The 24,753-nt window shown below is 57.0% G+C and carries 19 protein-coding genes; 10 read left to right on the forward strand and 9 right to left on the reverse strand.

Annotated features, from left to right (window positions below; genetic code table 11):
- Positions 1-15: 15 nt before the first annotated feature.
- Positions 16-327, forward strand: a complete 312-nt coding sequence (locus MWU64_RS05830) for a DUF2288 domain-containing protein (RefSeq protein ID WP_247062464.1) — start codon at positions 16-18, stop codon at positions 325-327.
- A gap of 67 nt (positions 328-394) precedes the next feature.
- Positions 395-1,303 (forward strand): lysine exporter LysO family protein, encoded by a 909-nt coding sequence (locus tag MWU64_RS05835; protein ID WP_247062466.1) that lies wholly within the window; start codon positions 395-397, stop codon positions 1,301-1,303.
- Here the strand turns inward: MWU64_RS05835 and MWU64_RS05840 are convergent.
- Positions 1,300-2,511 carry an HD-GYP domain-containing protein gene (locus tag MWU64_RS05840; RefSeq protein WP_247062468.1) on the reverse strand — a complete coding sequence of 404 codons (1,212 nt, stop codon included), beginning with the start codon at positions 2,509-2,511 and terminating at the stop codon, positions 1,300-1,302. The genes MWU64_RS05835 and MWU64_RS05840 overlap by 4 nt on opposite strands.
- A complete protein-coding gene (locus tag MWU64_RS05845; RefSeq protein WP_247062470.1) occupies positions 2,508-3,317 on the reverse strand; it encodes a TatD family hydrolase in 810 nt (269 codons plus the stop codon). Before MWU64_RS05845 ends, MWU64_RS05840 begins: the two co-directional genes overlap by 4 nt.
- A gap of 134 nt (positions 3,318-3,451) precedes the next feature.
- Here MWU64_RS05845 and MWU64_RS05850 point away from each other — a divergent pair, with 134 nt between their 5' ends.
- Together MWU64_RS05850 and MWU64_RS05855 are read left to right on the forward strand one after the other, a co-directional pair.
- Positions 3,452-4,729, forward strand: coding sequence for a D-amino acid dehydrogenase (locus MWU64_RS05850; RefSeq protein ID WP_247062472.1), 1,278 nt, complete (start codon positions 3,452-3,454; stop codon positions 4,727-4,729).
- Positions 4,692-5,942 (forward strand): methyltransferase, encoded by a 1,251-nt coding sequence (locus MWU64_RS05855; RefSeq protein ID WP_247062474.1) that lies wholly within the window; start codon positions 4,692-4,694, stop codon positions 5,940-5,942. The genes MWU64_RS05850 and MWU64_RS05855 overlap by 38 nt, the downstream gene beginning before the upstream one ends.
- A 64-nt stretch (positions 5,943-6,006) precedes the next feature.
- On the opposite strand, the gene MWU64_RS05860 is transcribed toward MWU64_RS05855, so the two are convergent.
- Both MWU64_RS05860 and MWU64_RS05865 read right to left on the reverse strand, forming a co-directional pair.
- On the reverse strand, positions 6,007-7,200 hold the full coding sequence (locus MWU64_RS05860; RefSeq protein ID WP_247062476.1) for an OmpA family protein: 1,194 nt from the start codon (positions 7,198-7,200) through the stop codon (positions 6,007-6,009).
- Between the two features lie 156 nt (positions 7,201-7,356).
- Positions 7,357-9,633: an ATP-dependent helicase gene (locus tag MWU64_RS05865; protein ID WP_247062478.1), complete on the reverse strand. Its 2,277-nt coding sequence runs from the start codon at positions 9,631-9,633 to the stop codon at positions 7,357-7,359.
- Between the two features lie 262 nt (positions 9,634-9,895).
- Here MWU64_RS05865 and MWU64_RS05870 point away from each other — a divergent pair, with 262 nt between their 5' ends.
- A complete protein-coding gene (locus MWU64_RS05870; RefSeq protein ID WP_247062684.1) occupies positions 9,896-12,028 on the forward strand; it encodes a GNAT family N-acetyltransferase in 2,133 nt (710 codons plus the stop codon).
- A 73-nt stretch (positions 12,029-12,101) separates the two neighbouring features.
- Positions 12,102-12,677: an ankyrin repeat domain-containing protein gene (locus MWU64_RS05875; RefSeq protein WP_247062479.1), complete on the forward strand. Its 576-nt coding sequence runs from the start codon at positions 12,102-12,104 to the stop codon at positions 12,675-12,677.
- A 15-nt stretch (positions 12,678-12,692) separates the two neighbouring features.
- Here the strand turns inward: MWU64_RS05875 and MWU64_RS05880 are convergent, their stop codons facing one another.
- Complete coding sequence (locus MWU64_RS05880; protein ID WP_247062481.1) at positions 12,693-13,796, reverse strand: enoyl-CoA hydratase/isomerase family protein; 1,104 nt, start codon at positions 13,794-13,796, stop codon at positions 12,693-12,695.
- Between the two features lie 223 nt (positions 13,797-14,019).
- On the opposite strand from MWU64_RS05880, the gene MWU64_RS05885 reads away from it, so the two are divergent.
- Positions 14,020-14,355, forward strand: coding sequence for a c-type cytochrome (locus MWU64_RS05885; protein ID WP_247062483.1), 336 nt, complete (start codon positions 14,020-14,022; stop codon positions 14,353-14,355).
- 33 nt (positions 14,356-14,388) lie between these two features.
- On the opposite strand, the gene ppnN is transcribed toward MWU64_RS05885, so the two are convergent.
- On the reverse strand, positions 14,389-15,771 hold the full coding sequence (ppnN, locus tag MWU64_RS05890) for a nucleotide 5'-monophosphate nucleosidase PpnN (RefSeq protein WP_281496267.1): 1,383 nt from the start codon (positions 15,769-15,771) through the stop codon (positions 14,389-14,391).
- 140 nt (positions 15,772-15,911) lie between these two features.
- Here ppnN and thiI point away from each other — a divergent pair, with 140 nt between their 5' ends.
- The gene (gene thiI / locus MWU64_RS05895; protein ID WP_247062493.1) at positions 15,912-17,366 is read left to right on the forward strand and encodes a tRNA uracil 4-sulfurtransferase ThiI; all 1,455 of its coding nucleotides are present in this window, start codon (positions 15,912-15,914) and stop codon (positions 17,364-17,366) included.
- Here thiI and MWU64_RS05900 read toward each other — a convergent pair.
- Positions 17,363-18,376 carry a histone deacetylase family protein gene (locus MWU64_RS05900; protein ID WP_247062495.1) on the reverse strand — a complete coding sequence of 338 codons (1,014 nt, stop codon included), beginning with the start codon at positions 18,374-18,376 and terminating at the stop codon, positions 17,363-17,365. The two genes, thiI and MWU64_RS05900, sit on opposite strands and share 4 nt — an antisense overlap.
- A 167-nt stretch (positions 18,377-18,543) precedes the next feature.
- Between MWU64_RS05900 and MWU64_RS05905 the strand changes: the two genes are divergently transcribed.
- Entirely contained in the window at positions 18,544-19,992 is a 1,449-nt protein-coding gene (locus MWU64_RS05905; protein WP_247062496.1) for an NAD-dependent succinate-semialdehyde dehydrogenase, read from the forward strand.
- Positions 19,993-20,230: 238 nt separating this feature from the next.
- Positions 20,231-22,396: a DNA helicase II gene (gene uvrD / locus MWU64_RS05910; protein WP_247062498.1), complete on the forward strand. Its 2,166-nt coding sequence runs from the start codon at positions 20,231-20,233 to the stop codon at positions 22,394-22,396.
- A 345-nt stretch (positions 22,397-22,741) separates the two neighbouring features.
- Here uvrD and MWU64_RS05915 read toward each other — a convergent pair whose 3' ends face one another.
- Both MWU64_RS05915 and arsB read right to left on the reverse strand, forming a co-directional pair.
- Entirely contained in the window at positions 22,742-23,539 is a 798-nt protein-coding gene (locus MWU64_RS05915) for an undecaprenyl-diphosphate phosphatase (RefSeq protein WP_247062501.1), read from the reverse strand.
- A gap of 136 nt (positions 23,540-23,675) precedes the next feature.
- A complete protein-coding gene (arsB, locus tag MWU64_RS05920; protein ID WP_247062502.1) occupies positions 23,676-24,746 on the reverse strand; it encodes an ACR3 family arsenite efflux transporter in 1,071 nt (356 codons plus the stop codon).
- Between the last annotated feature and the right edge of the window lie 7 nt (positions 24,747-24,753).

The raw sequence follows: 24,753 nt of genomic DNA on the forward strand, positions 1-24,753 counted from the left end.
GTTAACGAGGATTGCATGTCATCGCCGGACGAATTGAAAGCCAAACTCAATCTGGAAACCTCCCGGATTCATTGGCATGAACTACAGACCTATTACGCTCGCGGCCACGTGGTGCGGGTAGAGTCAGAGCTGGATCTTCTCGACGTGGCGGCGCAGCTGACGGCGGATAACAAGGCGCAGTTTGAGCAGTGGTTAGCCAGCGGCTCGGTGGGCGATGTATCGCCGGATCTTGCCCGTGCTTGGTACGAAAAGAACAGCGAACTCTGGGCTGTTGTGGTGGCACCTTGGGTGCTGGTGCAAGACCGCTCTGCGAGTAAACTCCACTAAGTTTTTCTCCGACGGCAGGCATTCGTCTGCCGGCTTTCTCTTCGATACCTGTTTTTCAGAGGCTGTTATGCTGACCGGCGCTTTGCTGATTCTGGCCCCGTTGTTTTTGGGCTTTGCGTTCGCCCTTTCCAATCGTCGCCTGATGACGGTGATTCACTACCTCGTAGAAGGGTTGGTGTACTTCATTCTGGTGTTGCTGGGCCTTGGTTTGGGGCAAATGGAAGGATTGCTTTCGCATTTGGGCACCATGGCTTATCAGGTCTCGGGTTTGGTGATTGCGATGCTGGTGGCAAACCTCGCGGCGCTTTGGCTATTTCATCACTTTCTGCCGTTAGACATCGGGCCCACCGACGACAGTGCCAAGCCGAGCTATCGGCGGTTATTTATGGCCGGCCTGAAACCCTTGCTGGCAGTGGTTGTGGGAGGGTTTCTGGGCTACCTCTGGTTTTCCGAGCTGCCCATGGTTGAAGATGTGGCCACCTGGGCGCTGATGTTGCTGTTGTTTTTGATTGGTCTTCAGCTTCGCAATGCCGGCTTGTCGCTGCGGAAGCTGTTGATGAACCGTCAGGGTCTTGGGATAGCGCTGACGATGGGAGCGAGTTCGCTGATTGCCGGGCTGGCCCTCACGCCTTGGTTAGACGTAACCTGGAATCAGGCACTGGCGATTGCGTCGGGATTTGGCTGGTACTCTTTATCCGGCATCATGATCGGTGACGCCATGGGGCCAGCGTGGGGTGGCGTTGCTTTCTTGAACGATGTGTTGCGCGAAATTATTGCTCTGGCGTTGATCCCTGTAGTGATCAGCGCCCGCCCGGCCATGGCCATCGGATACGGAGGCGCTACGTCTATGGACTTTACCTTGCCAGTGATTCGCAGCAGCGGTGGCTTGGCGTGTGTGCCGGTCGCCATTGCTTCGGGTTTTCTGTTGTCGTTCCTCTCGCCCGTGCTGATGGGGGTGTTTTTGTCTCTGGGTTAGTAGCTTAGGAATTTGCCCACATCGATCTTGTATAAGCCGGGGTCAACCGCTCGTGTAATGCGGTCCTGATTGCCCGGTTTGGCAAGATCAACATCGGTGACGGTAATGGGGGCCCTGAATTTGCTGTGGTACATAACCCGCACCACCGGCAACCGTAAATCGTCCTCGTTGGTTTCGGTCACCACACCCAACCGTCCGCTTTCCAGCAACACCAGAGAGCCGACCGGGTACAAACCAACACAATGAATAAAGTCCTGAACCAAGGTGGCGTCCAGGTGTGAGTCGCTCCATTCCAGCAGTTTCTTCAGGCCTTGAGTGGGTGTCATGCCCTTGTGGTAAACACGGTCCGCGGTGATGGCATCATAAACATCCGCTATGGCCACCATGCGCCCGTAGATCGAGATCTCTTCACCCTTCAGGCCTTCCGGGTAGCCAGTGCCATCCACGCGCTCGTGATGCTGTGCGGCGGTGACAACGGTGAGCTCACCGATGCCTTCGGTTGCCAGAAGAATGTCCCGGGATTGGCGGGCATGCAGCTTCATCACTTCGAATTCTTCTGCCGTTAGTCTGCCCTCTTTGTGGAGTATGTCGTCTGGGGTCAAGATCTTGCCGAGATCGTGAAGCAGGGCGCCCACTACGGTTTGGTGCAGAACATCCGCGGACAGTTTTCGGTATTGCCCGAACAGGGTCATCAAGACACTGAGGTTAACGGAGTGTTCCAGTAAGTAATTGTCTTTGTCGCGAATACGCCCCAGGCAGCCCAATGCGTTGGGGTTTCGGATCACGGAATTCTGCAGATCGTCGGCCAGTTGGTGGATGGCCGCGACATCCACAGCAGCACCGATTTTGACGTTGCTCATGAAGCTGTCCACCAGTCGCTGCGCCTGAGTATGGATGCCTTGAGCGGTTTCCATTTCCTGTTCAAGGGGAACTTTGGCGGAAGCTCCGGGCTTGTGTTCGCCCACGTTTTGCAGCGCTTCCTCATTGCGCGCGTCTACTTCTGATGCAGTTTCGTAGTCTTGGGTATCCAGGCCTTTGTCTGCATCGATGTAGACAAACTGCACGCCCATGGCGCGAATCTTTTCGATGGTGGCTTCGTCGCGAATAACACCGCGCTTTCTCTGGGTGTTGTGAGGTATCCAGTCGTTGTTCAGGTCGGTGATGTACATCCCGACCTTCAGCGCGGCGATTGGAATGCGTTTGATCATCGCTCAGGAAAAAACGTTCTCAGGCTGTTTTGATAGGTTTGAACGATTACGTCTTCCAGTGCCAAGTCTTTCACCTCCGCAATTTTTTCAGCGACAAACGGCAGATAGAACGGCGCGTTCTCCTTGCCGCGATACGGCACAGGGGTCAAAAACGGAGCATCCGTTTCAAGGAGAATCTGGCTTATAGGCGTCATACGAACGATGTCCCTGACGTTCTCCGCTTTATTAAATGTGGTAATACCATTAAAGCCCAAGTTCCAGCCTTGATCCAATGCGTATTGAGCTAAACCCGGCCCGGATGTGAAACTGTGGATCACGCCGCGGCGTTTGAGAGAGGCTTCAAACTCTTTCAAAATCTCGATGGTTTCATCATCGGCCTCACGGCTGTGGATCACCACGGGCCTATCCTTGTCACAGGCGATTTGAAGCTGGCGGCGAAATACATCGCGCTGGGTGGCCCGGTCGGCTTTGTCGTAAAAGTAGTCCAGACCGATTTCGCCCACGGCAACGATCTTCTCGTTTTGCGCATGGGTACGTATTTCTTCCTCTACCTGATCGTTGTATTTTTCGGCTTCATGGGGGTGGATGCCCTGCGTGCCATACACCCAGTCTTTGGCCTGGCTGAGTTCTCGGACCGCCGCCAGGTTGTCTGGGGATACGGCGATGGTGATAACTTTTTCGATGTTCACCCGTCGGCTTTGTTCGAGCGTGTCTTCCAGAGGACGATCTTTCAGATAATCCAGATGACAGTGAGTCTCGATGATCGGGTGGTCAAATACGGGAATTTCGCGGCGTTTTTTGCTCATGTCCGGTGTCCTGACTCCATCTCGGAAGTTGAGTGGGTGCTATGCTGAGAGCGACTATGGTCGAGTTTACCAGTTTGCACCGAGCGAAGAGAGTAGGGCGATAATTCAGTAGCGGTGATTAGGGGAAGAACACCATGCATATTGTGGTTGTTGGAGGCGGTGTCGTTGGTATAACGACAGCCCGGGAACTGGTGCGGCGCGGTCATCAGGTAACGGTTTTGGAGCGCCACGCACTGGCGGGAAACGAAACCAGTAAAGGCAATGCGGCGCAGCGTTCCTACGGCGTGGTTTATCCTTGGGCGGACCCGTCAATGGTGTTCAAGGCGCTGCCTTGGCTGGTGAAAACCGACGGCCCTCTGAAGATGCGGCTGCCGCCCTCGCTAGCGGCCACGCGGTTTTTGCTGGCGACACTACGTTACGCCTGGTCTCCGGGGTTGTTCGGGCTTAACAAGCGAGCCATGTTGAAGTTGGGTGCCTACAGTCGTGAGCGCTTTTTGGCGCTCGAGCAAGAACACGAGTTGGCGTTCGACGGGGCCCATGACGGGTTGATGCATTTGGCCAGCACGCCAGAAGCGTTGGATGAATTGCACAAGACACATGAGCTTCTCAACGAGGTTGGTATTCCGTCGCATTTGCTGTCGCCCCAAGAGGTTCGTGAAGTGGAGCCCGGTATGACCGGCAACGGGCCACTATACGGTGCGATACGCTACGACACCGATGGCACCGGCGATTGCCACCTGTTCTCCCGAGCGCTGGCAAAGGTGTGCGAGGAGCTGGGTGTCAACTTCCGCTATGAGGTAGAGGTAGAGGCTCTTTTGGCGGATCACCAGCGGGTTGACGCGGTGCGGTTTCGTACTGCGAGCGGCAAACTTGAACGCTTGGAAGCGGATGCGGTGGTGGTGTCTGCCGGTTGCTGGTCACCGGAACTGGTGAAGCCGCTGGGGCTGACGCTGCCGATTTATCCGATTAAGGGCTACAGCATTACTGTGCCCCTGAGCGACCCCGACAAAGCGCCCACGGCAACGGTTCACGATGATAACTACAAAGTGGTTTCAACCCGGCTGGGCAATCGTTTGCGAGCGACAGGGTTTGTTGAACTGGCCGATTTCAATCGAGACATTCCCGAGGCCCGAATTGCTACCATCAAAAAGTCGGTGCAATCCCGTTACCCCGGTTGTGCGGAACTGGACGCGGCGGAAACCTGGACCGGTTTCCGCCCGATGACACCAGATGGCCCGGCAATTATTGGCAAGGGGCCGCGCGACAACCTGTACCTGAACACCGGCCATGGCACCTTTGGCTGGACATTGTCCGCGGGCAGCGCCGCGGTGATTGCCCAGGTGATTGACGGTGAGGAGCCTGCGGTGTCGCTGGATGCGTTCCGCCCGGGTCGCTTTGCCGGAGGACTGTAAGATCTACGCATCGTTCTTCCAGCGGTGGCAGGCGGTCAATGATTGGCTGCTTCGCCATGAAGCTTTGTGGCGGCCGGTGCCGTTTAAAGAGCCGAAGCCCGGCTGGAGCCAGCGGTATCCGGATCTGGCGACTTGGTTGGAGCAACTGTCAGACGCCGAATGCGATGAATGGGATGAGCAGCTCTCAGCGTTTGCGCAGGAGGTTGCTCGCTTTGTCCCGGCCATGTCGGTTTATGGCGAGTTAGTCGCGCTGCCAACATTGTCCGGCCATGATCGTGGCTCGCAGGCCGCCTTAAAGGAAGTTCAGGCCGTGGATATGCCGGGCCGAAAGCGCCTGCAGGCCGGTGCCTTCGCTGCCTCTATTTCGCCGTTGAACGGCTCCGTCCTGGACTGGTGCTGCGGCAAGGGCCACTTGGCTCGCACGATGCTGGGGCAGGGCGCGCAGGCCGTGATCGGCTTCGAGTGGGACGCGGCCTTGGTGCAGGACGGCAATCGTCTTGCGAAAAAATACGGTGAACCGGTGCATGTGTTGCAGCAGGATGTGATGGCTGACACCTTGCAATGGCCCGCCGTTGATCACGGCGCTGCGTTGCACGCGTGTGGTGATTTGCACCGGCAGTTGTTGCGTTTAGGCAGTGCAGCAGAGCTGGCGCGGTTGAGTGTGTCGCCTTGTTGCTACCATTTGGGTGGGCGCGGGGCTTATGGTTTGCTTTCGCGACAGACCCGGGATTCGGTGAATGCGCTTAGTATGGACCGGGCGGGCCTTCGTTTAGCAGTGCAAGAAACGGTGACAGCCCCGGCGAGGGAACGCGCTCAGTCGGCCCGCGTGCGCGTGTGGCGGTTAGGCTTCGATGCGTTGCAGCGAAGTGTGTCGGCGGATAGGCGGTATTTGCCGGTGCCGTCGCATCCTTCTTATTTGAACAGCGCTGGTTTTGAAGCGTTTTGCCAATGGGCTGCAGACAATAAACGCGTGGCGTTACCGCCAGGCACGGATTGGTCATACTGGCTGGCGGTGGGGCAGCAACGGTCCCGACAGGTTCGCCGGCATGAGCTGCTTCGGCATCTGTTTCGACGGCCGCTGGAGCTGTGGTTGGTATTCGATTATGCGGTGTATCTGGAAGAGCAGGGGTATCAGGTGAATCTGGGAACGTTCTGCGAGCGTTCATTGACGCCACGCAATTTGCTGCTGGATGCGGTTCACGCGAACGCATAATAAATAACAGAAACAAAGAAGGCGCCCTCAGGCGCCTTCTTTGGTATGGCCGAATCAAAGTGCCTTAGCGGAGCACCTGGATGCGGGCTTCTACACGACGGTTCTGGGCACGGCCAGCGGAGGTGTCGTTGGTGGCAATCGGTTCAACCTCACCGTAACCAACGGCTCTGACGCGGTCGGCATCAACACCCAGTGCGGATACCAGACGCTCAGCAACGGCTTCAGCGCGACGCTGAGACAGGAAGCGGTTGTATTCGGCTTTACCGGTGTTGTCGGTGTGGCCGGCAATCTCAACCGTGGTGCCCGGATGCTCTTCCATGAACTCGGCAACCTGACGAATTTCCAGATCGTAGGCATCGTCAATCACCGAGCTGTTGAGCGGGAACTGAACACGCAGGTTGATGGTTTCGATGGTGTCGGTAACACCTTCACAACCGTTTTCGTCCACTTCAACGCCAGCAGCGGTGTTCGGGCACTGGTCTTTGCTGTTGACCACGCCATCGTTGTCGCTGTCCAGCTCACAGCCGCGGCTGTTTACTTGAGCGCCGGCAGGGGTGTTCGGGCACTGGTCTTTGCTATTGACCACGCCATCGTTGTCGTCGTCTAACTCACAACCGTTGCTGTCGACCTGAACACCGGCCGGTGTGTTCGGGCACTGGTCGCGGGTATCGGGTACGCCATCGTTATCAGCGTCGGCAGGAGCCGGTTTTTCAGTCGTGCGATGGAACGCGAAGCTCAGGCCCAGCGAAGCCATGGTGTCGAAGGTGCTTTCATCGATACCGTGGAATTCGCGCAGGTCTGCACGCAGAGAGATCATGTCGCTGATGTTGTAACGGACACCGGCACCCACGTTAACCCGGGTTTCGTCGTGGTCGGTACCTGGCGTGCGTAGCCCTGCCGGGCCTGAGCCAAAGTCTGCGTGGCCGGCACCTACAGAAACGTACGGGTTCCAGGCTTTGTCCTGACCGGCGAAGTAGTAAAGGCCATCCACACGGACTTCATCGAACTCGGATTCGCCTGAGTTGTACTTGCGGTCGACATCGGCGCGTGAGTATACGGCTTCTACCGCCCAGTGCGGACGGAAGCGGTACTCAATGCCCACACCGTAGGTGTCGCTTTCACTCAGATCGCGCTTGTCACCGAAGTACTGGTAACCGGCGAACGGGTTCAGATAGATGGTTTGCTGGCTTTCGGCCAGGGCGGGTGCTGTAAGGGTTGTAGCAAGGGCAGCCAAAGCCACCGGACGCATAAACTTCATGCGGAACCTCCTGTTTCGTTTTTTTGAGTCCGACTAATGCCCGGATATTAATATACCTGCGCGGATACCTTTAGTCCTCTAAAGAGTAGAGTAGCCGCCACAAAAACACAAAAAGATAATGGTGTTAACGCCTTCGGAGTTTTACGGATAGTGCTGTTACTTACTCGTCGAAAAGTACAGGTGTGCACTCTTTTTACTGAAGTTCAGAGTATCTGCATTGTCAAAGCGAACTTCGAAAGAGCTTTCGTCCTCACTGATCACTTCTCCGGCGCCGAATACCGTATGAGTAATACGACGATGATGCCAGACTGGTTCCATTAAATCGGAGTCATCATCTGGGTTGGTGCCTTCCAGTGTCAGCCCGGCGCGGGCTGCATAGCGAACGCTGACGGCGGTTGTGGCTCGGCTCAAGGTCAAGGGAGCTGTGCTGGAAGCCGCGTGCTCGTCAAGGTGCGACCCCAGTTCGTGCGACAGCTCGTAGCAGAGTTCCGACACGAACCGGCTGGGCCCTTGGTCACCGTCCAGATGAGGCCGTTGGCTGGCGGGGCGAGTGATCAAATGCAAGGCGTTGCGGGCGCGGGTCATACCCACGTACAACAGCCGCCGCTCGCTCTCCAGCAGCGCTTGTGCGCTGTCTTGCGGGCGTGGGCTGTAGGGCAGGTACTTCTCTTGCAAACCGGGAATAATCACCACCGGCCACTCTAAGCCTTTGGTGCGGTGAATGGTGGACAGCAGTACGCCGCTGTCGGCGTTTTCACCGGCTTGTTGCTTCAGGGCTTTTAGGTGATCCAGCGCGCCACTGGCATCGGTGTCCAGGCTTTTCAGATAAACCCGGAAGCCTTGGATAGTGTCGATGCGTTCTTCGGCGCTGTCATGGGTCAGGGCCAGACTGCGGATACCGTCATACAGGTCGGTGTGTTCGGCGTAAATTCGGATCAGGCCTGCAACCGGGCCCTGGTAGTTGGTTAGCTGAGCCAGCGCCTCGCCGAGTTTCCGAAGTTTGCGGGCAGGCATCGGCTGCAGGACGTCGAAGTCCATGGCTAATAAGCGCTCGTGCCAGTTTTCGCCAAAACCCGTCAAAAACTGAGCAAGGTTCTCGAGTTCCGGTTCTTTCAGGCCCACGTGTGGGAAACGCAACAGCTGCCGGGCGATGTCTAATCGGTCAGAATCGGGCAGCTGTTTGATGCGGCCGCTGACCACCTTCAACAGTGAGGTGATGGCCTGAACTTCCCGGCTGAACAAGGCCCCTTTGCCGGCATCAATCCGATAAGGAATGTGTCGTGCCAGCAGTTTCAGTTCAATGGGCACGCTCTGGCTCCAGACCCGGAACAGTACGGCAGTCTGGTTGTTTGTTTCCGGGCTTTGGCTCTGCAGAATTTTCAGGACTTCATCGCCATCGTTTTCGGCCCGATGCAATTCGGCACGGGTCGGCGGGGTTGAGGGATGAGAATGACAGAGCACATCTTTCCGGCCGGTGTTGTGGCAGATCAGGTGGTTGGCGAGCAGAGCAACCTGATTGCCATAGCGGAATGTGAAGCTCAGGGTTTGTTCAAGTGGGCTTTCGAATTCGTCGCTGAACCGGCGCAAAATGAATTCCGGTTTGGCGCCACGGAATTCGTAGATGGTCTGGTCCGGGTCGCCGACCACGGTCACTCTGGCCCGATCACCCGCCACGTAGCGCAGCAGCAGGTGCTGGATTTCGTTGGTGTCCTGGTATTCGTCCACCAGAATCAGGTCCATTTTATTACCGACCAGCCGCTGCAATGGCGGGTTCTGGTGGATGGCCATAACCGGCTCGTAAATCATGTCGGCGTAGCTGATTCGGCCCTGGCTTTTGCGCCATTGTTCGAAGCTGTGGAACAGGTCGATCAGGTATTTGTGCTTGTCTGAGTAGCCGAGTTCTTCGAAGACGGTTTCGGCGGGTGACAAGCAGGTTTTGACCAGGTCGATGAAGCCGGTGGCGGTTTCGACATAGTCTTTTTTGTTGCGGCGGATTTCGTCGGCCAGATCTTCGGGGGCCAGTCTTCGGGTGAGCATCCAGGCTTGGTAGCCGATTTCCTGTTCGGTCAGGATTTTGTCCGAAAAGTTCGGCAGGTAGCCTTCCCGCACGAAGCGCTTGTAGAGCCGGTAGCCCATGGCGTGGTAGGTGCGGATTTCGGGTGGTGCCAAGCCGGATTGGTCGCAGACTTGTTGGAGTTTGCGTTCGAAATCGACCCGGGCGCTGCGGTTGAACATGAGGACCAGCATGCGGTTGGGGTCGTGGCCCTGTGCCAGCAGGTAGCGGATGCGCCAGGCCAGGGTGGAGGTTTTTCCGCTGCCAGCGACGGCGGTGATCACCGAGTGTTCGTAACCGGCGGTGATGATGTTCCGCTGTTCGTCGGTGAGGTAGTCCGGAAGGAAGCTAGTGTCGGGTGTTTGGGGATTGGTTGGCATGGTGGGTATTGTACTTGGCAACTGGCGGTGGGGGTAGTTGGGCTCCATAATGGTTGCCCTGTTTGATTTAGCATGAGTATGGGTGCCTTGCGCCCCGCGCCTTGCCGGGTAGCCCTTTCCAAAACACGCTCCTGCGGCACATCCATGTGGCGCTTGAGCTCCGCCATCCATGGCTGCGCACAGTTTTGGAAAGGGCTACCCGGCAAGGCACTACTTCAGACGGGTTTTATGCCTCGCATTATCTTGGAGTCTGCTTTTGACGATGACATCTGTTGCTAAAAGGAACTGGCAAGCGCTCGCTGAAAGTCTGCGTGCTGCCGGTGAACGCCGTCTGGTTATGGTCGAGGGTGAACCGGAGTGGTGTCGTTCGTGGGTAACTGAATGTCTTGAAACGCTGGACTCGTCTCAGGCCCTTTGGGTGGGTCGTGTAGAGAATGTGAGGTTGGCGGGTGTGACCGGTATTGCGTCGAAGCAGTTCAAACGCTGGTTGGGACAGGAAACGTCCGTTTTGGTTTGGGACGGTTGGCAGGGGAATCCGCCGGATGGGTTGGCGGCGTTGTCGGGGACCTTGCAGGCGGGTGGTTTGTTGTTTTGGTTGATGCCGCCGTTGGAGAGTTGGGCCACGTTTAATGATCCGGATTATGTGCGTACGGGGCTCGATCAAGCAGAACACCATGCCTTTGCGATGCGTATGGCCGGTGTTTTGGTGTCTGATGAGGATGCGATTCGGGTTCGGCAGGGATATGAGGAGGCGCCGGTTTTGCCTGTGGTGAAGCCGGGTTCGTCGGTTTTCGAGCCCGCGACTACGCCGGAGCAGGCGCAGTTGGTTTCGCAGTTGGTACGGTTTGGTTTGGGCCGGCGGCGTCGGCCGCTGGTGGTGACGGCGGACCGGGGGCGAGGGAAGTCGGCGGCGCTGGGTATGGCGGCGGCGGAGCTGTTGCTTGCAGGGCGGCAGCGGGTGTTGGTGACATCGCCTTCGGTGGAGAATTTAACGAGTTTTTTCCGGCATGCGGCCGAAACGCTGGGTGAGCGGTTGGCCGAGTGTCGCGATGATGAATTGGTGATGGAAGGCGGCGCGTCTATTCGGTATCTGTCGGTGCAGGATTTATTGGCCGACAAACCCGATGCCGAGGTGGTGATGGTGGATGAGGCCGCCGGGGTGCCGGCGCATTGGTTGCGGGTGATTCTGCTGGGATGGCCGCGGGTGGCGTTTGCCAGCACGGTGCATGGATACGAAGGTACGGGCCGGGGCTTCGCCATTCGGTTTAGGCAGGTACTGGATCGGGAAACGCCTCATTGGCAGTCGGTTCATGTGACAGAGCCGGTGCGTTGGGCCGCGGGTGATCCGCTGGAGCGTCTGGTTTCGGCGTTGTTTTTATTGTCGGCGGATAGCCCGAAGGGTGCTCGCCCGTCTGAAGATGGCGTGGTGATTGAGCGTTGGCACCCGGCCGAAGCGAACGAGCGGGCGCTCTCTGAAGCCTTCGGATTGCTGGTGGATGCTCATTACCGGACCACACCGGCGGATCTTCGGCAGTGGCTGGATGATCCGGGTGCGCAAAGTTGGCGTGCCGTTGTGAACGGGGTAACGGTGGGGGTGCTGTGGGCTTCGGTGGAAGGCGGTTTGGCACCGGAGCTGGCGGAGCAGGTGGCGCAGGGGGTGCGCAGGCCTCGTGGTCATCTGCTTGCTCAATCGCTGGCGACTCATGGTGGTTTTCCGGAAGCAGCAGTGCAGCGCACGCTCAGGGTTGTGCGAGTGGCGGTTTCCGAGGAATATCGCCAGTTAGGCATGGGTAAACAGTTGGTTGCTCAGGCTGAACGAGCCTGTGCGGAACAAAAATTAGATGGTTTGGGTACCAGTTTTGGTGGCGAGCCGGGGTTGTTGGCGTTCTGGCAAGCGTGCGGTTTGCGTGTGGTGCGTTTGGGGGTGCGGCAAGAGGCCAGTACCGGGGAGTTTCCGGTGCAGATGCTGCGCGGCGTGTCCGGGCCCGGAAAGCAGCTGGCGCAAGGCCTGTGTGATCGGTTTGCCCGGCACTGGCCGGTGCTGGTGCCTCGGCATTGGGCCGGGCTGGCGTCTGAGTTGTTGGCGGCTATTGCTAAGAGTTTTCCTGCTTCGGCTCGGTTGGATGCCCATGATCGCCGGGATTTGGTGAATTTTTCCGAAGGATATCGGGGCTTTGAACTAACGCTTCCGGTGTTGCGGCAATTAGAGCAATGTTCTGGGGTAATTGCATGGCTTCAGGCGCAGTCGGATTTGGCCTTGTGGTGCCGGATGGTCACTCAGGGTTGGTCTTGGAGCGCGGTTCGGATTGCCGGCGAGTGTTCCGGGCAGAAAGACGGTGAAAGCCGGCTGCGAAAGCTGGTCGGTGAACTCCTGAAAAATGGCCCGGAGTTGTGATCGGTTCGATTTAAATGGCACGGGTTGCCGCTCAAAATAGCCGAACGTTAATCAGGGATTCAGAGCAATGGTCATGGAAGTAGGCAAATTGAAGTACCTCTGGGGTTTCGTTGTGCTGCTGTTGGTTGGCTGTAGCTCGATGGACACCAAGCCGGAGCCGAAAACAAACGAACCCTCCAATGCGTTGATGAATGCGGTCGCGGACAACGAAGACCGCGAGGTGCTCAACCTGCTGACGCAAGGCGTAAACCCCAATCCGACAACCGCCGCGGGCGAATCTGCCTTAATGATAGCCGCAGCAAATGGTAATCGGCGCATCGTGCGGCTGTTGTTGGCGGCTGGCGCTGATGTGAATGGCGAGGACGCTGCCGGTTATACCCCCGTGATCCATGCGTCTGAAAATGGCTATTTGTCGGTGGTACGGGCGTTGTTGGCGGCAGGCGCGAATGTGAATGTCAGCCAGAACGGCGAGTCATTGTTAATGAAAGTGGTGGGTAGCGGTGATCTTCTGACCGCCGAAATGCTGCTAGCGGCCGGTGCCGATGTAAATTACCGAAGCGATGACGGCCGCACAGCGTTGGATCTGGCCCGCGCTCAGAACAATCGCGACCTCGAAATGTTGCTGGTGCATGCGGGTGCCACACGGTAGCACCTGCAAACGCGATTACTCCAGCCCCATGGGGTCGGTCTGATCGTTCCATTCCGGTTGGAAGTGTTGCTCCACAACCTCTACCGGCACCTCCGCCACCGACGGGTAGCTCCATACCGGAGCCTGGTCTTTATCGACCATTAAAGCTCGAATGCCTTCGGCCAGGTCAGGGCGGCGGATACATTCCAGTGCCATGGCCAGCTCCATCCGAAACACATCTTTCAGGGACATTTGCTGCCCCTTTTGCAGCTGATGCCAAATGAGCCAGGCGGTAACCGGAGATCCTTTGCGCAGGGATTGGATGCAGCCTTGCCACCACGGATCGTCACTGTCGCTGCCAAGCAGTTGTTCAACCACGGCGGGAAGTTCCGTACCGGCGGTGAGTTTGGCTATGTGTTGTTCGTGTTGCTCCAGATGGCCTGACGGCAAAGCCCGATAATCCACAGCCTCCACTTGGTTTAGCAAACGGAACAGGCGGTTGTCGTCGGCTGCGGGCTCGCCTCGCCAATACTCTTCTTGAAGCTTTTGCAGCAACGTCTCGATCTGGTCGGGTTCAATGATCATGTCGGCAAGTCCCACGCGCAGGGAATCGGCAGCGTTCAGGCGCGCACCGGTCAGGCCCATGAACAAACCGAGCCGGCCCGGAAGGCGGTTCAGGAACCAGCTGGCACCAACGTCTGGAAACAGGCCAATGCTGATTTCCGGCATGGCCAGCGTGACGTCGGGTGTCACCAGACGATAGCGGCAGCCAGACATCAGCCCCATGCCTCCACCCATCACAATGCCATGAACCAATCCGATCACCGGTTTGGGGAAGCGGTGCAAACTGTAGTTGAGGCGATATTCCTGGGTGAAAAATCGTTCCGCGGCATCGCTGTTGCCGTCAGAGAGAATGTCTTCGTAGAGGGCGCGGATGTTGCCACCGGCGCAGAAAGCGCAGTCGCCGCTGCCGCGTAAAATGACCAAACAAATGCGACTGTCGTCTGCCCAGCGGTCAAGCGCTGCCTGTGCCTGCACCACCATTTCTTCGGTCAGCGCGTTGAGGGTTTTTGGCGAATTCAGGGTCAGCAGGCCGATGTGGCCTTCCCGGCAGGCGAGTTCCTGGACCTTTACTGGCATGAGCACTGTCTCCGGTAATCGGCGGATGATACGTTTTGTGTTTGTCTTGTGGTTTGTTCTTACTGTGGCTTCGTATATTCGGGGGTACAAAGGACATTATGATGCTTTCAATGTCCTTGATCTATCGCATTTGTCACTTGTGTTTGCTGTGCTATAACTGAGTCTTAGGTTTTGGCTCGGCGTTTAGCCAACTAAAAAACGAAAAGATGAGAGGGGTATCCCCATGAATATGAAACATTTCGCAGTTGCTGGTTTGTTTGCACTGGGCGCGGTGGCGCCGGCGGCTTCTATGGCGGCAGGTGATGCTGCTGCAGGTAAAGCGAAAGCGGCTGTCTGTGCAGCTTGCCACGGCCAGAACGGTATTGCTCAAATACCTGTTTACCCGAACCTCGCGGGCCAGAATGAGCAGTATCTGGTCAGCGCGCTTAAGGCCTACAAAGCGGGTCAGCGCAAAGGTGGCCAAGCGCCCGTAATGCAAGGTCAGGCAACAGGCTTGAGCGATGCTGACATTGCCAACCTGGCCGCCTACTACGCCAGCCTGCCGGCCGGCGGTAAGTAAGCTGCAGCTTGCAAGCCATGGCAGTGGTGCGGCTCAGGCTGCGCCACTGACAATCCGATAGCAGGGTTTGTATGCGGATGAACTTGGCAGCTTCATTCGATTTTGTTCGATAAACTGCGCCAGCATTTCCTCTAACGGCTCGATCAGCGCCGGATCCCCCGAAATCTCAAACGGCCCCTTTTCCTGAATTTTCCGAATACCGCTTTCCTTCACGTTACCCGCCACAATTCCGCTAAAGGCTTTACGCAAATTGGCGGCGACCATGTGCGGTGGTTGATTTCTGTGAAGCTCCAAAGCCCGCATGTTGTCGTGATCGGGTTCAAACGGTAACTGAAAAACCGGGTCGATCTTCAGCATCCAGTTAAAGTAATAGGCGTCCTGCATGGCCCGGCGGAAGGTTTCTACGTCTTTCATGCCTTGGCTCATGGTCTGGGCCACTCGCACAGGGTCATCAATGATGATGTCGTATTTGCTGGCGGCTTCGTCGCCTAGTGCATCGCGGATGAAACGGTCGATCATCTCGAAGTACTCCGCGTTTTCCTGAAGACCTGTGAACACCACCGGGAACGGCAGGTCGGCGTTGTCCGGGTGCAGCAGTATGCCCAGCAAATACAGAATTTCTTCCGCTGTACCGACGCCGCCGGGGAAGACAATGACGCCATGGCCGGCGCGCACGAACGCTTCCAGGCGTTTTTCGATATCCGGCATGATCACCAGTTCATTGACGATCGGGTTGGGGGCTTCAGCGCCAATAATGCCCGGTTCAGTGATGCCAATGTAGCGCCCGTTTTTAATGCGTTGTTTGGCGTGGCCGATGGTGGCGCCTTTCATGGGGCCTTTCATGGCTCCCGGACCACACCCTGTGCAAATACTCAGCCCGCGCAGACCCAATTGGTGCCCGACATCTTTGCTGTATTGGTATTCATTGTGGCTGATGGAATGCCCGCCCCAGCAAACCACGATATCCGGTTGCCTGCCGGCTTCCAGTACCCGGGCATTACGAAGGATGTGGAACACCAAATTGGTGAGGTCTTCCGGGTTGTCTTTGCGAAAGCCTTCTACGAAGTTAGGTAGAGAATGGCTGTAAACAATGTCTCGCAGCACAGAAAACAAGTGTTCCCGGTTGGCCCGCAGCATTTCACCGTCCACGAAAGCGTGGGCCGGTGCGTTAATGAGTTCCAGCTTCAGGCCTCGGGGCTGGGGCACAAGATGTACGTCGAAATCCGCGTGGGTTTCCATTAACTCTTTGCAGTCGTCTGTTTCCACGCCGGTATTCAGAACCGCCAGCGCGCATTGACGGAATAATCGATACAGTCCTCCTTCGCTCTTATCCTTGAGCCTGTTGACCTCGTGACTGGATAGAATCTCGAGGCTGCCTTCGGGGGAAACCAGTGCATTCATGGTGGATTCTGTCATCGTTTGGAGAGCTCCTGAGTGTTTCGGCTATGACGGATTTTGATCATAACGGTCTTAAGGTTACACTAAGCCCTTTCCCGCTAATTCGCTACCCGACGTTTCTCCAACCAACGTCTCTATCTATTTGAAGTCCTTATCTTATGAAATTGCTGATTCGCCCTGCCTCTGAAGTCGCCATCAAGAGTAAACCCGTTCGTAAGCAGCAAATGCGACATTTGCGGCAGAACATCCGGAAAATCCTGTCACGGCTGGATTCGGACATTCGGGTGGATGGCAGCTGGGACCGCATTGATGTGGATGTGCCGGAGGAGCGTGGTCTGGCCGGGCCAGTGATTGATGAGTTGGTGCGTATTCCGGGCATTTCCACTATCCAGGAAATCGGCGTGTTCCCGTTTGTGGATATTCAGGATGTGGGCGCTAAAGCCATTGCGGCCTTTGCAGACCGGCTTGAAGGCAAGAGTTTCGTAGTGCGGGCCCGGCGAATCGGTAATCACGCTTTCCGCTCGATTGATCTGGAGCGCACGGTGGGCGGCATGCTGTTGCAAGCCACCAACGCTCGCGGCGTTGATTTGAAGAATCCGCAGATCGAAGTACGCATCGAGGTTAAAGACGACCAGTTCCATATCGCCCATCGTCGTCATGAAGGCGCGGGCGGATACCCGATCGGAGCCGTTGAAACCGTGATGACGTTGATCTCCGGTGGTTACGATTCCTCGGTTGCGGCGTATCTGATGATGCGTCGGGGCATGCGTAGCCACTTTTTGTTCTTCAATCTGGGCGGTGCCGCTCACGAGGTGGGGGTGCGTCAGGTCTGCCATTATCTGTGGGACCGGTACGCGTCGTCTCACAACGTAAAGTTTATTTCTGTACCGTTTGAAGGCGTGGTGGCAGAAATCATGCGCAGCGTGAACCATCGCCACTGGGGCGTGGTTCTCAAGCGGATGATGCTGAAAGCCGCGGCCGAGATTGGCCAGTACTACAACGTGGGCGGCTTGGTGATGGGCGATGCCGTGGCCCAGGTGTCGAGCCAGACCCTGACCAACCTGAACGTGGTTGACCGTGCTAGTGACGAAATCGTTCTGCGCCCGCTGATTGCTATGGACAAGCAGGATATCATTCAGATTGCCAAGGACATTGGCACTGAGCCGTTTGCCCGAACCATGCCGGAATATTGTGGTGTGATTTCCAGCAAGCCGGTTACCCGGGCCAAGCTGCACCGGGTTGAGGAAGAAGAAGAGAAAATGAACCCGGAGGTTCTGGCCAAGGCCATTGAGGACCGCACGGATGTGATGGTCAGCCAGTTGCTCGACAGCGTGGTGACTCCGGAAGAAGTCGAGCTGGTAGAAACCCCGGCAGTGGGCGATGTCATTATCGATATCCGCCATCCTTCCGAGGAAGAGCGGGCACCCCTGACGCTAACCAGTAATGACGTGCTGAAGATTCCTTTCTATGAAATCAATCAAAAGCTGGCGGATCTGCCGGCGGATGGCCAATACCTGCTGTACTGCGACCGAGGCACTATGAGCCGCATGCACGCCGGCCATTTGAAGGCCGACGGGCACGGCAATGTGAAGGTCTACACGCCGGCGCGTTAGCCGGTGAGCCCTCTCATGAATTGCTGGACATTCTCGCTGAGCGTGTCCAGATCGTATCCTCCTTCCTGAATGACCAGTGTCGGTAATCCCAGTTGGCGTATGTGGGTGCTGAGGCGGCAAAAACCTTCTGACGTAACGGCCACTTTTGCTTGAGGGTCGTCCTTGTAGATGTCAAAGCCTAGCGTCAGAATCAGTACGTCCGGTTGATACAGACGGATCGCGGCAAGCGCATCGTCCAGTTTGGTAAAGAAATCCTCTTCGCTGGAACCGTGAGGCATGGGTAGGTTGATGTTGTAACCCAGGCCATCCCCTTCGCCCCGTTCATCTTCAAAGCCTGTCACCACGGGATAGAAGTTAGTGGGGTCGCCGTGGATTGATATATAAAGCACGTCGCTCCGGTCGTAGAAAATTTCCTGAATACCTTGGCCGTGATGCATGTCGGTATCCAGTATTACCGTGCGTGGAAAACGGCTTTTCAGGTGTTCGGCGGCAATCGCGGCATTATTCAGATAGCAGAACCCGCCGGCGGCATCTTTGCGAGCGTGGTGCCCGGGTGGTCGACAAACCGCATACGCGGTGCGTTCGCCCGCCATCAACGTATCAGCAGCACCCAATGCGGTTTGCGCCGACCAGTAAGCGGCCTCCCAGGTGTTCTTGCCGATCGGGCAGCTGCCATCAGCAAGGTAGCGAGCCGCTTCCGCGAGCACCCCGCGCAGGGCGTTGGGTGAGCGCACAAAGATGTTCGAGATGACTTCGTCACCCCAGTCATCCATTTCCTGCCAGCGGCGGTGGGCGGATTCCAGAAATCTCAGATAACCAAGATCGTGTACCCGGGAAATGGGCGCAGTGCCTTGGTCCGCCGGCTGTAGCACGAGGATGCCAAGTTCCTTCAAACCCTCCAGCATCTGTACGGTCCGATCCGGCACCTCCTGGGGCTGGCGCATTTGTCCTCGCGTAAAGTAGGTCTTGGGAATGTGCAGATCCTGCGAGGGATGGAAGAATGCTTTCATATCCGGCCTCCTTGGTTAGCTCCTTCGAGTATAGGCACGAACTGGGTTGCGTCAAAAACACGGGAGAACTTTACAGGCTGGCTGTCAGCTACCACTATGAAGGGCATAGATGAACAAGCCGTTCTGCCCTTTACCGGGGCAGTATCCGTGATCCAAAAGGAGCCGAGATGATTGAGTCACCATTGCTGCAAAATGTTAAAGGCTATATTGGCGGACGTTGGGTAGATAATGTCGGGGGCAATACCTTCGAGGTGTTCAATCCAGCGACTCGAGAGCGGATCGCCGAGGTGCCCTCCATGCCGGAAAGCGATGTTCTGGCCGCGGTCGATGCGGGTAAATCGGCGCTGAGGCTGACCAACCCGTGGCCCATCGAAACCCGCAGAAAGTGGCTGGAAGGCATTCGGGATGCATTGAAAGAAAGCAAAGACGAAATCGGTCGAATTCTGTGCATGGAACACGGCAAACCATTGGCCGAGGCGCAGGGCGAAGTGGAATACGCGGCAGGTTTTTTTGATTACTGTGCCAAACATGTCGAAGCGCTGGACGCTCACACCATTCCGGAAAAACCAAAAGACTGCACCTGGACGGTTCACTACCGGCCGGTGGGCGTGGTTGGCCTGATTGTTCCCTGGAACTTTCCCATTGGCATGATCGCGAAAAAACTGTCGGCGGCGCTGGCGGCAGGCTGCCCGTCGGTGATTAAACCCGCTAGTGAAACCCCGCTGACCATGGTGGCGCTGTTCACGCTGATGGATAAACTCGACTTACCCGAGGGGATGGTGAATCTGGTGATGGGTAAAGCCAGCGTGATTGGCAAGGTGCTGTGCGAGCATAAAGAGGTGCCGATGCTTAGCTTTACCGGTTCTACTGAGGTCGGCCGGAAACTCGTTGTGGATACGGCCGACCAGGTGAAGAAACTGGCGCTGGAACTGGGTGGTAACGCACCGTTTATTGTGTTTGACGATGCCGATCTGGATGCCGCGGCGGACAACCTGATCGCCAATAAATTCCGGGGCGGTGGCCAGACCTGCGTGTGCGCCAACCGGGTGTTTATCCATGAGGACGTAGCTGAAGCGTTTGGCGAAAAGCTGGCTGAGAGAATCGGCCGTATGACGGTCGGCGATGGTATGAAAGACGGTGTCGATATCGGGCCGCTGGTAAATCAGGCTGGTTTCGACAAAGTGAAACGCCATCTGGAAGACGCTTTGAGCAAAGGCGCGACACTGGTGGCGGGCAAGCAACCAGAGGAACTGGGTGACGGTTTGTTCTTCCCGCCAACCGCCGTGATGGGCGTTACCCGGGATATGTGCTGCTACCAGGAAGAAACCTTCGGCCCGCTGGTGCCCATGGCGTTGTTCCGCAGCGAGGATGAGGTGATCGAAGCGGGTAACGACACCGAATTTGGTTTGGCGTCGTATGTGTTCACCGCGGATGCCGAGCGTGCCCAGCGTGTGGCGGCAGGGCTTCGTTTTGGTCATGTAGGCTGGAACACCGGCACCGGCCCCACACCGGAAGCACCGTTTGGGGGGATGAAGGCGTCTGGCATTGGCCGCGAAGGTGGTCTGGAAGGTTTGTTCGAGTTTGTGGAAGCGCAGACGGTACCTCGGGGCTTCTGAAGCCTCTAGCTTTTGGAGTTAACGCCCACGGGCGGGGAGGCCTTTCCAGGACACGCTACGAGCCATCCATGGGGCTTATTTCGGGCCATCCTTGGCCCTCAATAGTCCTGAAAAGGCCTCCCCGCTCGTGGGCGTCCGCATCTGAGGCTGAGTCGGATCATCAGGCCCAACAGAAATCCCCGTTATCTCCTGTTATACTTCCAGGCCTGTTTATTTAACCAGTAAAAAGCCAGGTGCTATGGACGTTTCCCACATCATTGATCCCTTGAACGATGCCCAACGCGAGGCCGTTACCGCCCAGAACGACCACCTGTTGGTGCTGGCTGGAGCCGGCAGTGGCAAAACCCGGGTTCTGGTTCACCGGATGGCGTGGTTGATGACCGTAGACCGGGTGCCGCCGACGGGCATTCTGGCCGTGACCTTTACCAACAAAGCCGCCAAGGAAATGCGCTCGCGCATCGAGCAGATGATGAACATTCCCGCGCGCGGCCTTTGGTTTGGCACCTTCCACGGTATTGCTCATCGTTTGTTGCGCTCCCACTGGAAAGACGCCGGTCTGCCGGAAAACTTCCAGGTGCTGGACAGCGACGACCAGCTGCGTTTGATCAAGCGGGTGATGCGGGAGTTCCAGATTGATGAAAGCCAGTGGCCCCCCAAGCAGGCCCAGTGGTTCATCAACAGCCAGAAAGACGAAGGTTTACGGGCCGATCACATTCAGGAAAACCCCGGCGACCACTTCACCAACACCATGCTGAAGATTTACCGCCAGTACGAAAAACTGTGCCAGCAGGGCGGTTTGGTCGATTTCGGTGAATTGCTGCTGCGCTCCCACGAGCTTTGGCTGCACCGGCCCGAGTTGTTGGCCCATTACCAGGACCGGTTCCAGCACATTCTGGTGGACGAGTTTCAGGACACCAACACCATCCAATACGCTTGGTTGCAGGTGTTGGCCAGCAATCGTGTACCACTGACGGTGGTGGGTGATGATGACCAGTCAATTTATGGCTGGCGTGGCGCCAAGATCGAGAACATTCAGCAGTACCAGCGGGATTTTCCTAACGCTCGCATGGTGCGGCTGGAGCAGAATTACCGTTCGACACAGATGATCCTGAAGGCCGCCAACTCGGTGATTGCCAACAACCAGGGCCGGTTGGGCAAAGAGCTTTGGACGGACGGTCCCGATGGCGATCCCATCAGCTTGTACGCGGCGTTTAACGAGCAAGACGAAGCCAATTACATTGCCGATTCCATCACCGACTGGGTGAATCAGGGCAATTTACGCAGCGAAGCCGCGATTCTTTACCGCTCGAACGCCCAGTCCCGGGTGCTGGAAGAGTCGTTGATGCGCCAGGGCATCCCGTATCGGGTGTACGGCGGTTTGCGCTTTTACGACCGTCAGGAAATTCGCAACGCACTGGCGTACTTGCGCTTGGTACAGTACCACCGGGACGACGCGGCGTTTGAGCGGGTGGTGAACATCCCGACCCGCGGCATTGGCGCCAAGAGTCTTGCGGAAATTCGCGCTTACGCCACGGAGCAGGGTATTTCGTTGTGGGAAGCCTCCGAGCGCCTGCTGGCGGCGGGTCAGGTGAAAGGCCGAGCCCGAACCGGTTTGCAGTCGTTCCTCGATATCATTAATGGCTTGTCTGAAATGACCGGCGATGCCTCCCTGCAGGGTTTGATGAAACACGCGATTGAGGTCAGTGGTTTGAAGGATTACCACGCCAGCGAAAAAGGCGAGAAGGGCCAGGCCCGGGTGGAAAACCTGGAAGAGCTGGTTAATGCCTTGTCGGATTATGAAGTGGAAGACGGAGTTGATCCGCTTGCGGAGTTTCTGGCGCAGGCGGCGTTGGATGCCGGTGAGTCTCAAGCCGAAGATCATGAGGACAGTGTGCAGTTGATGACCTTGCACTCGGCGAAGGGACTGGAGTTCCCATTGGTGTTTCTGGCCGGTGTTGAGGAAGGTTTGTTCCCTCACAGCATGTCGCTGGAAGAGCCGGGGCGTATGGAGGAGGAGCGCCGGTTGGCCTATGTGGGGATTACGCGGGCCATGAAGAAGCTGGTACTCACTTACGCAGAATCCCGCCGTTTGTACGGGCAGGAGAAGTTTCATGCGTTGTCGCGGTTTGTGCGTGAGATTCCGGCGGATTGTCTGCAGGAGGTTCGGTTACGGAATACGGTGACGCGTCCGGCGATGGTGGGGCGGCCTAACGAGAGTATGTTCGCGCAGGATTCAGCTGCCCAGTCTGGCTTTAGTTTGGGGCAGCGGGTGCGTCATCCGAAGTTTGGCGAGGGTATTGTGATGAACTCCGAGGGTACTGGGCATCACACCCGCGTTCAGGTGAACTTCGATGAAGGTGCCAAGTGGCTGGTGTTGGCTTATGCGCCTTTGGAGGCCTGTTAGCCTTTGAGATTTGGTGCATGTGTGTTGGGGCGCGAGGGCCTGTCCAAAAACCGCTCCTTCGGCACGTCCATGTGACGCTTCTGCTCCGCCATCCATGGCTACGCACATTTTTGGACAGGCCCTCGCGCCCCAACACGGCAGGCATTGTGCAGGCCGCTTTTTCTTAAAGACTATTCGGAAGTTTGGAGCAGGTGTCGGGGACGGCTTTCCAAAAATTTGTGGAGCCATGGATGGCGGAACACAAGCGACCACGGACGGCTCGAGCGCTTTTTGGAAAGCCGTCCCCGATACCTGCCACCCCCAAACCCAGAAGCCCCGAAGATCAGAGCTCCCAAGTCAAAATAATCACATCAAAACCGCGTAAATAACCCCAGCCAACGCAATCCGGTAGATCACATAAGGCCACATGCCCACGTTGTTGAGCCATTTCAGGAAGAAATGGATCGCGGTAATGGCCATCAAGAAGGATGTAACCCCGCCAACTAGAAAACCACTCCAATCGACGATGACATCAGAAGTCGCTACTTCAAGCAATTTCACGGCAGATGCCAGCACAATGATGGGAATAGCCAGCAGAAACGAGAAGCGAGAGGCTGTTTCGCGGCTCATGCCCAGGAACAGGCCGGCGGTGATGGTCACGCCCGAGCGGGAGGTGCCCGGTACCAAGGCCATGGCTTGGGCGATGCCCACCAGAACGGCGTCTTTCCAGTTCAGGGAATCCAGTGTGCGCTGGCGTTTTGGCAGCCAGTCAGCGATGCCCAGCAATATGCCAAAGATCAGGGTGGTGAAGAAGATCACTTCCACCGCCCGCAGTTCGTTGTCGATCATGTCCAACAGCGCCAATCCCGCCAAGCCGGCGGGGATGGTGCCGATGACCAGATACCAGGCGAGGGCGCCTTGGCCGACGATTTTGCGTTGAGCAACGGAGAGCAAACCGTCTCTGGCGATGCCGAAGACGTCGCGGCGGAAGTATAGGACTACCGCCAACAGAGTGCCGATGTGAACCGAGAGATCAAAGCCTACGCCCTGATCGTCCCAGTCGAAGAACGCGGGAGTAAGGATCAAGTGGGCAGAGCTGGAGATGGGGAGAAATTCAGTCAGTCCCTGGAGAAGGCCAAGGAAAAGGGCCTGAAAAAAATCCATGGTATCGGTTCCGTTCGGGGCAGCGTTTGCTGTTCAGGGTGATTTGGATGGGCGGGATATTAGCAGGGTGGTCGTTGGCTGAACAGGTGTAGTCTCCGGGTGCTGTTTCTACTAGCACCCGGAGCGATCATGGTGACTAGGTTGGGAATTTGTCCCGAGTGTTGTTGGCGATTTTAACCAGCGCCAGCATTAACGGCACTTCCACCAGCACGCCCACGACGGTCGCCAGTGCTGCACCGGATTGCAGGCCGAAGAGGGCGATGGCGGCGGCCACAGCCAGTTCGAAGAAGTTGCTGGCACCAATCATCGCGCCCGGCGCGGCGATGCAATGGCGAACTTTCCATAGGCGGGCCCAGCCGTAGGCCAGTAGAAATATAAACACCGTCTGGATGATCAGCGGCACGGCAATCAGAGCAATGTGAAGCGGGTTTTCCAAAATCACTTCGCCTTGGAAGGCAAAGAGGAGCACCAGTGTCACGATCAGCGCCGCCGGTGTGACCGGACTGAGGCGCTTCATAAACACGTCGTCGTACCACGGCTGGCCGTGGAGGGCGATTAGTGCGCGGCGAGTCAGGTAGCCGGCAGTCAGCGGGATGACGATGTACAGCACGACAGAAAGAATCACCGTATCCCAAGGCACCTGAATGTCAGAAATGCCCAGAAGAAACACCACGATGGGCGCGAAAGCGAACAGCATGATGATGTCGTTCAGGGACACTTGGACCAGCGTGTAAGCTGCATCGCCTTTGGTGAGGTAACTCCAGACAAACACCATGGCGGTGCAGGGGGCCGCACCCAGCAAAATGGCACCTGCCAAGTATTCGCTGGCCAGATCAGGTGCAATGAAGGGCTTGAACACCACCATCAGGAAAAACCAAGCGATGGCGAACATGGTGAAGGGCTTGATCAGCCAGTTCACGACTGTGGTGATCGCCAGGCCCTTGGGTTCCTTGCGCACACCGACCACGGCACTGAAATCAATCTGCGCCATCATCGGAAAAATCATGGCCCAAATCAGGATAGCGATGGGAATGGAAACCTGTGCGTACTCAAAGCGGGCCAGGGTCTCGGGTACAGACGGTGCCAGTTGGCCCAACGCCACACCCGCAACAATGGCCAACGCAACCCAGACTGACAGATAGCGGCCGAATAGATCCATGCCCTCGGCACCCGTCTCACTCGCTGTCGCTTCGGTATCGATGTTCATGCCTGTT

The organism is Marinobacter sp. S0848L, from assembly GCF_023016065.1.
Classification (GTDB): Bacteria; Pseudomonadota; Gammaproteobacteria; order Pseudomonadales; family Oleiphilaceae; genus Marinobacter.

Coding starts and splice junctions, on each gene's coding strand:
- MWU64_RS05830 (WP_247062464.1), top strand. CDS start 16: ATGTCATCGCCGGACGAATTGAAAGCCAAACTCAATCTGGAAACCTCC.
- MWU64_RS05835 (WP_247062466.1), top strand. CDS start 395: ATGCTGACCGGCGCTTTGCTGATTCTGGCCCCGTTGTTTTTGGGCTTT.
- MWU64_RS05840 (WP_247062468.1), bottom strand. CDS start 2,511: ATGATCAAACGCATTCCAATCGCCGCGCTGAAGGTCGGGATGTACATC.
- MWU64_RS05845 (WP_247062470.1), bottom strand. CDS start 3,317: ATGAGCAAAAAACGCCGCGAAATTCCCGTATTTGACCACCCGATCATC.
- MWU64_RS05850 (WP_247062472.1), top strand. CDS start 3,452: ATGCATATTGTGGTTGTTGGAGGCGGTGTCGTTGGTATAACGACAGCC.
- MWU64_RS05855 (WP_247062474.1), top strand. CDS start 4,692: ATGCGTTCCGCCCGGGTCGCTTTGCCGGAGGACTGTAAGATCTACGCA.
- MWU64_RS05860 (WP_247062476.1), bottom strand. CDS start 7,200: ATGAAGTTTATGCGTCCGGTGGCTTTGGCTGCCCTTGCTACAACCCTT.
- MWU64_RS05865 (WP_247062478.1), bottom strand. CDS start 9,633: ATGCCAACCAATCCCCAAACACCCGACACTAGCTTCCTTCCGGACTAC.
- MWU64_RS05870 (WP_247062684.1), top strand. CDS start 9,896: ATGACATCTGTTGCTAAAAGGAACTGGCAAGCGCTCGCTGAAAGTCTG.
- MWU64_RS05875 (WP_247062479.1), top strand. CDS start 12,102: ATGGAAGTAGGCAAATTGAAGTACCTCTGGGGTTTCGTTGTGCTGCTG.
- MWU64_RS05880 (WP_247062481.1), bottom strand. CDS start 13,796: ATGCCAGTAAAGGTCCAGGAACTCGCCTGCCGGGAAGGCCACATCGGC.
- MWU64_RS05885 (WP_247062483.1), top strand. CDS start 14,020: ATGAATATGAAACATTTCGCAGTTGCTGGTTTGTTTGCACTGGGCGCG.
- ppnN (WP_281496267.1), bottom strand. CDS start 15,771: ATGACAGAATCCACCATGAATGCACTGGTTTCCCCCGAAGGCAGCCTC.
- thiI (WP_247062493.1), top strand. CDS start 15,912: ATGAAATTGCTGATTCGCCCTGCCTCTGAAGTCGCCATCAAGAGTAAA.
- MWU64_RS05900 (WP_247062495.1), bottom strand. CDS start 18,376: ATGAAAGCATTCTTCCATCCCTCGCAGGATCTGCACATTCCCAAGACC.
- MWU64_RS05905 (WP_247062496.1), top strand. CDS start 18,544: ATGATTGAGTCACCATTGCTGCAAAATGTTAAAGGCTATATTGGCGGA.
- uvrD (WP_247062498.1), top strand. CDS start 20,231: ATGGACGTTTCCCACATCATTGATCCCTTGAACGATGCCCAACGCGAG.
- MWU64_RS05915 (WP_247062501.1), bottom strand. CDS start 23,539: ATGGATTTTTTTCAGGCCCTTTTCCTTGGCCTTCTCCAGGGACTGACT.
- arsB (WP_247062502.1), bottom strand. CDS start 24,746: ATGAACATCGATACCGAAGCGACAGCGAGTGAGACGGGTGCCGAGGGC.